The sequence below is a fragment of the Nocardia thailandica NBRC 100428 genome (assembly GCF_000308795.1).
Classification (GTDB): Bacteria; Actinomycetota; Actinomycetes; order Mycobacteriales; family Mycobacteriaceae; genus Nocardia; species Nocardia thailandica.
In genome coordinates this window covers 41697-47917 of sequence record NZ_BAGK01000307.1, presented here as the reverse complement: position 1 = coordinate 47917, position 6221 = coordinate 41697, and the positions used below count along the sequence as shown (strand labels likewise).

Below are 6221 nucleotides of genomic sequence, written 5' to 3'. Positions count from 1 at the left end.
CCGCGAGACCCTCGCCGAGCAGATGCTCAGCACCGGCGCGCTCTCGGTACACGACGTGGCCATCCGCCTCGGCTATGCCGAATCCGCGAGCTTCATCCACGCCTTCAAGCGCTGGAAGGGATTGACCCCCAAGCAGTTCCAGATGGCCGCCACCTCGGCCTCGGTGGCGATGCCACCCGCTGCGCCGGACGGCTAGGACGAGGGTCCCTGTGGTCGCACCGGATTCGCGCCACCCATGCCCGCCGGTCGCGGATTCGCGTGGGTCAGATCCCCTCGACGGTGTCGGTCACCGAGCGGCGCGGCGTCATCGGCAGCGGGTCGGCGGCCGTCGGCATGGCGCCGACCCGCAGCATGACCTGCGGGTGGGCGACCTCGTGGAGGAACGATCCGCGGATCCGGTCCCGCAGATCGATCATGCCCAGCGGCTCCGACTGGATGCTCGAGGCGAGGCCGAGGTGGGTCGCCTCCAGCACCATGGCGCTGAGCGCCTCCCCCGCCCGCACCTGGGCGACGGTGTCGTCGTGCGAGGTGCAGACCACGAGCCAGTGCGCCGCGTCCGGGCCGTCGGTGAACTCGCGCAGCGCGGGCTCGGCGAACGCGCGGACCGGCATCTCGTCCGCGGCGCGGGCCGGGGGCACATTGCGCGCGGGAACTCCCGCGTCGGCGCCGGTGCGCCCGCTCCAGGCCGTCAGTTCCGCCTGGTAGGCGCTGTCGAGGCGGTGGCGGTCGGCGGCTTCGCGCATCGGGGCCGCCAGTTCGGGCAGGAGGATCTCCGGCACGACCCGGGCCGCGGCGCCGTGCTCGGCGGCCGCGGCGGCGATCGCCCGCAGCGCGCCGGCGGGCAGCGGGCGTTCGGGAAAGCGGCGGCGGTCGGACTGCCGTAGCCGGATCGCGGCGGCCCAGCCGATGTCGCGGTCGGTGACCGGGCGCGGGAACAGGGTCAGGCGGGCGAGGTGGTCGGCGTCGGCGGGATTCGGGTGACGATGGATCTCCACGCCCCAGCCGAGCACATGAAACGCCACGGCGGCATGATGCAGCGCGGCGCCGCAGCTGACGAGCAGCGCCCGCGCGAGAGGATCTGTCGCGGGCAGGTGGCGGTGCGCGTCGGCGAACAGGTCGATGCCGCCGGGCTGTATCCGCCATTTCCACGGCTGGGTGTTGTGTACCGACGGGGCCCGCCCCGCCAGTTCCAGCGCTTCCCGACAGATCGCGGTGTCGGGACCGGACAGGCATTCCATCACCGAGAGTCCTTGGGGTCACCATTGAGCATCTCTACCGGAGGACATAACTCCGGTTCCAATTCCGATTTCGACCATAGGTCGGCAACGGCGTGTCCGCCAACTCCGCCGATGCCGGCGGAATTCCGGTTTCCCCAGTACACCGGCTCGCCGGCGCCGCCGGGATCCCCTGCACGATCGCCTGTTCCGCCCCGCCCGTGACGGTCGCGGCGACGGCGGGAAATCGCGGCCGAGCGTGACGATCGTCGCATCCGACGTCACCTTTTCGCGTCCCACGGAACCTTTCCGGATACCGAATTGCGAGGTTTCCTCCACCGGAAACGACTTTCCACATCGCTCGCCACGGCGTTGTTCGTTCGGCGTGCATACGAAATTTCAGGTGGATCACGATGCGATGCGACGGGAGCATTCGTGTGCTGGAATAACCAGGACCGGCCGATCTTCAGACCAGCAGGGTCGGGCGGGGCAGTTCGTAGGCCTGCCGGTGCCGAGGAATCGAGTACTCGATGAACACCACACAACGCCCACACCCGGGGGACGACCGGTACCGCGACGACGATCGCCGGCGAGCCCGCCCGGCGCGTCTGCGGATCGACACCGAACCCTGCGGATCGACCACCGTCGCCCATGTGCGCGGCGACGTCGACGCCGCCACGCTGGCGCAGTGGCACGCGCTGCTGGACGCGGCGATCACCGACACCGCGGCCGACGGCGGGCGACATCTCGTCGTCGACCTCAGCGACGCCGACTTCGTGTCCGTCCGCGCGGTGCTCGATCTGGCCGCGCTGACCCGGCAGAGCTGCCGCCGCCGCGTCTCGATCAGCCTGGTCGACGCCCGCACCTACTCGGCGACGGCCCGCATCATCGCCGTCGCCGGGCTCGGCCAGTGGCTTCCCGTGCACGCGGACCTGATCGACGCCCTGTCCGCCCAGAAGGCCGACGTGCCCCGCCTGCAGGCGTCCGCGGTCCGGCGCGCGGGCCCGCGCTCCCGGCGCCTACCCTCCCGGCTCTCCAGTCCCACCGGACGCGGCTGAAACCCGCCCTCCCCGCGGTAACCCCTCGCGCCACCACGGCGAGCACGACACGTGCCCCGGGCCTTTCGACGGTCCCGCCGCGTCGCGGCCACCCGTGCGGGGGGGTGATTCGCTGCGCGGTGAAGCCGCGCAGCGCGTCACGGGGCGCCGGTTCGGGCGACAACCCGCAGGCTGTTCGACCGTGGTTGATTTCGGCGACGGCGGGCCCTACATTGTGGACATCGTGGCGTATTGACACGCGGCCAATAGCGTACGACGGCGGGTCGCTCCGGGAGGACAGATGGATTACGGCTGGTCAGCGAAGGATCTGGCCTTTCGGGACGAGGTGCGGGAGTTCCTGGACGCGAACCTGACACCCGAGCTGCGCCGCGCCGGGCGGCTCGCGACGAGCGTCTACCCCGACCACGAGGCCAGCATGGCCTGGCAACGGACCCTGCACGCGCGCGGGTGGGCGGCGCCGCACTGGCCGGTCGAGCACGGCGGGTGCGACTGGAGCCTGACCCAGCACTACATCTTCAGCCGGGAAGCGACGCTCGCGGGCGCGCCGACGCTGTCGCCGATGGGGATCCGGATGGTCGCCCCCGCGATCATCGCCTTCGGCACGCCGGAGCAGAAGGGGTTCTATCTGCCCCGCATCCTGACCGGCGAGATCTTCTTCTGCCAGGGCTACTCCGAACCCGAGGCCGGCTCGGACCTGGCCTCGCTCGGCATGGCCGCGGTCGAGGACGGCGACGATCTGGTGTGCACCGGCAGCAAGATCTGGACCACCCACGCCACCGAGGCGAACTGGATCTTCTGCCTGGTCCGCACCTCGCGCACCGGCCGCAAGCAGCAGGGCATCACCTTCGTGCTCATCGACATGACCAGCCCGGGCATCGAGGTCCGCCCGCTGGTGATGACCTCCGGCGAGCAGGTGCAGAACCAGGTGTTCTTCGACAACGTGCGGGTGCCCAAGAGCAACGTGCTCGGCCGCGTCGACGACGGCTGGACGGTCGCGAAGTACCTGCTCGTCCACGAACGCGGCGGGGCCGCCTCGCCCATGCTGCAGGTCATGGGCCAGGAGCTGGCCGAGGCCGCGGCGCGGCAGCCCGGCCCCGACGGCACCCCGCTGATCGACGACCCCGGCTTCGCCTTGCGCCTGGCCGACGCGCGCATCCGCACCGAGGTGCTGGAAGTGCTGGAATACCGGACGATCTCGGCGATGGCCCAGGGCAAGGACCCCGGGCCCGCGTCGTCGATGCTGAAGATCCTGGCGACCGAGCTCAGCCAGCAGCTCACCGAGCTCGCCCTGGACGCGGCGGGCCCGGCGGGCCGGGTCTACCAGCCGCACGCCACCGCGCCCGGTGGGCCGATCGCCGGGTTCACCCCGCCCGCGGACGGCTACCACAGCGGCGAGCCCTGGCAGGCCGTCGCGCCGCTGCGGTACTTCAACGACCGCGCCGGCTCGATCTACGCGGGCAGCAACGAGATTCAGCGAAACATCCTCGCAAGAGCAGCATTGGGACTCTGATGGACAGCACACTCACCGAGGAGCAGCAGCAGCTGCGTGACGCGGTCGCCGGGTTCCTCGGCGCCCGCTACGACCTGGAGACGAGCCGGGCCGCGGCCAAGTCGACGCCCGGCTGGCAGCCCGCCGTGTGGCGGGGCTTCGCCGAGGAACTCGGCATCCTGGGCGCGACCCTGCCCGAACGCGTGGACGGGATGGGCGGCGGCGCCGCTGATTTGATGGTCGTGGTCGAGGAACTGGGGCGGGCGCTGGTCGTCGAACCGTTCGTCGACACCGTCGTCGTCGGCGCGGGACTGCTGGAACGCTCCGGCGGCGAGCGGGCCGACGCCGTCCTGCACGGCATCGTCGCGGGCGAGGTCCGCACCGCGTTCGCGGCGGTGGAACCCACCGCGGGCGCGACGCTGCACGACGTCGCGACCGTCGCGCGGCGCGACGGCGCCGACTGGGTCATCGACGGCGCGAAGGCCGTGGTGACCAGTGCGCCCCTGGCGACCCACCTGCTCGTCACCGCCCGCACCGGGGGCGAGCGGCGCGACCGGGACGGCATCTCGCTGTTCCTGACCGAGTTCGACGCGGCGAACCCGCCCGCCGGTGTCGAGGTGCACTCCTACCGCACCATCGACGACCGGGTCGGCGCCGATCTGGTCTTCACCGGACTGCGGCTACCCGCCCACGCCCTGCTCGGCGCCGAGGGCGGCGCCTGGGCGGCCATCGAGGAGACCGTGGACGTGGCGACGGCCGCGATCTGCGCCGAAGCGGTCGGCTGCCTGCGCACGGTGCTGGCCGACACCGTCGAATACGCGAAGCAGCGCAAGCAGTTCGGCGTCCCCATCGGCAGCTTCCAGGCGCTGCAGCACCGCATGGTCGACATGTACATCGAGCTGGAGCAGGCCGTCGCCGCGGCGCGGCTTGCCGCCGACGCGCTGTCGGCCGCCCCGGCCGACCGCGCCCGCGCGCTGTCGGCCGCCAAGGTCACCGTCGGCCGCGCGGCCCGCTTCGTCGGCCAGAACGCCGTCCAGCTCCACGGCGCCATGGGCATGACCGAGGAACTCGCCGTCGGCCACTACTTCAAGCGCCTCACCGCCCTGGAACGCGAATTCGGCACCACCGACCACCACCGCGCCCGCTACGCGCGGCTGACCCGGCCGTAGCGCGGGGCGTTCACCGGTTCCCCGCCGACCGTCGCCTGGGGCGGGGAACCGCCTGCGCCGCGGGCTGTCCCGCCGCCCCGGGCCCGCAGAGGGCGAGGACGAGGTGGTCGCCGAGCCACGCCTCGTACGCCGCCGGGCTCCATCCGCCGCGGCGCAGGAGACGGTCGGCGGTCTCGGGCGCGGTCAGTACCCAGACGGCGTCGATCGCGCGCTCCGGGGTGAGCCCCGCGGGCAGGCCGTGCCGCGCCCGCAGCGTGGTCACCATGTGGGTGTTGCCGGTGCGCCGCTCCCGCTCGATGGTCTCGGCGAACGTCGTGAGGGCGGGATCGGCGCCCGCGTGGGCGAGCACCGCCCAGACCAGCGGGCCGACCCGCTCGTAGATCGCCCGCGTCCACGCCGCGTAGGCGCGCGCGTGCGCGGCGGCGTCCGGCGCGGCGCTCATCGCCAGGAACTCGGGACGCTCACTCATCGGCACCTGCTCGTCGTCCCCGGCCAGGACCGCGTCATAGGTGGCCTTGAGGACGTCGGCCTTGCCACCGACGGCGTTGTAGATCGTCTGCGGGCTGACCCCGGCCGTCTTCGCCAGCGCGGTCACCGTCATCGCGGGATAGCCCGAGGACAGGAGGAGGTCGTGTGCGCTGCTCAGTACCCGGCGACGGGTTTCCCGTGCCGCGTCCCGGCGGGACGAATTGTCGTAGGTTCGCGTGGTTGCCACGCGCTCATCATATTGGCTAGAATTCAATTCCATTGGAATCTGAATCCAGTCGAATGAGGTCCTGCCATGGACAACCCGGCCCTTCCCGCGGCACTCGCCGTCTTCGATGCCATCAACACCGGCGACTTGGACGCGCTCCCGCGCCTCGTGACCCCCGACTTCGTGGACCACGGTTCCCCGTTCCCCCTCGAACCGGGTCCCGACGGCTACCGCCGGATCCTCACCTGGGTGACCCGGGTACTGCGCATCCGGTACCGGATCACCGACACGATCCAGACGGCCGACCGGATCGTCCTGCGGGCCGAGGCCACCGGTCACGGCATCGCCCCGGTGCACGGTCCGGACGCGGTGGGCATGCCGTACACGATGACCACAATCCACATCTACCGGACCGAGGGGACGCGCCTGGCCGAACACTGGGGCGTGCGCGACGAGGTCGGCGCGATGGTCCAGGTCGGCGCCCTACCCGCGCCGGACCCCTCCGCGCTCGACCTCGCCGCGCAGCTCCCCGCGCCCCACGAAAACACCGCTGCGCGTTGATGTCCCGGCCGTCCCGGCCGTCCCGCGGGCGCTACC

7 protein-coding genes are annotated in these 6221 nt (G+C 72.0%); 5 read left to right on the top strand and 2 right to left on the bottom strand.

Features of this window, described 5'->3' with window-relative positions:
• Nucleotides 1-196, top strand: a 196-nt coding sequence (locus tag ON36_RS30805) for a helix-turn-helix domain-containing protein (RefSeq protein WP_043661096.1), incomplete at its 5' end; no start/stop codon positions are given.
• Between the two features lie 67 nt (nucleotides 197-263).
• Here ON36_RS30805 and ON36_RS30800 read toward each other — a convergent pair.
• Complete coding sequence (locus tag ON36_RS30800) at nucleotides 264-1238, bottom strand: Acg family FMN-binding oxidoreductase (protein ID WP_043661095.1); 975 nt, start codon at nucleotides 1236-1238, stop codon at nucleotides 264-266.
• Nucleotides 1239-1744: 506 nt separating this feature from the next.
• On the opposite strand from ON36_RS30800, the gene ON36_RS30795 reads away from it, so the two are divergent.
• The 3 genes from ON36_RS30795 (at nucleotide 1745) to ON36_RS30785 (ending at nucleotide 4930) form a co-directional block, all read left to right on the top strand.
• Nucleotides 1745-2272, top strand: coding sequence for an STAS domain-containing protein (locus tag ON36_RS30795; RefSeq protein WP_043661094.1), 528 nt, complete (start codon nucleotides 1745-1747; stop codon nucleotides 2270-2272).
• 280 nt (nucleotides 2273-2552) lie between these two features.
• Nucleotides 2553-3782, top strand: a complete 1230-nt coding sequence (locus tag ON36_RS30790; protein WP_043661093.1) for an acyl-CoA dehydrogenase family protein — start codon at nucleotides 2553-2555, stop codon at nucleotides 3780-3782.
• Complete coding sequence (locus tag ON36_RS30785) at nucleotides 3782-4930, top strand: acyl-CoA dehydrogenase family protein (RefSeq protein ID WP_043661092.1); 1149 nt, start codon at nucleotides 3782-3784, stop codon at nucleotides 4928-4930. Before ON36_RS30790 ends, ON36_RS30785 begins: the two co-directional genes overlap by 1 nt.
• A gap of 10 nt (nucleotides 4931-4940) precedes the next feature.
• On the opposite strand, the gene ON36_RS30780 is transcribed toward ON36_RS30785, so the two are convergent.
• Nucleotides 4941-5645, bottom strand: coding sequence for a TetR/AcrR family transcriptional regulator (locus ON36_RS30780; protein WP_218001263.1), 705 nt, complete (start codon nucleotides 5643-5645; stop codon nucleotides 4941-4943).
• A 66-nt stretch (nucleotides 5646-5711) separates the two neighbouring features.
• Between ON36_RS30780 and ON36_RS30775 the strand changes: the two genes are divergently transcribed.
• On the top strand, nucleotides 5712-6185 hold the full coding sequence (locus tag ON36_RS30775; RefSeq protein ID WP_052314553.1) for an ester cyclase: 474 nt from the start codon (nucleotides 5712-5714) through the stop codon (nucleotides 6183-6185).
• The last annotated feature ends 36 nt before the right edge of the window (nucleotides 6186-6221 follow it).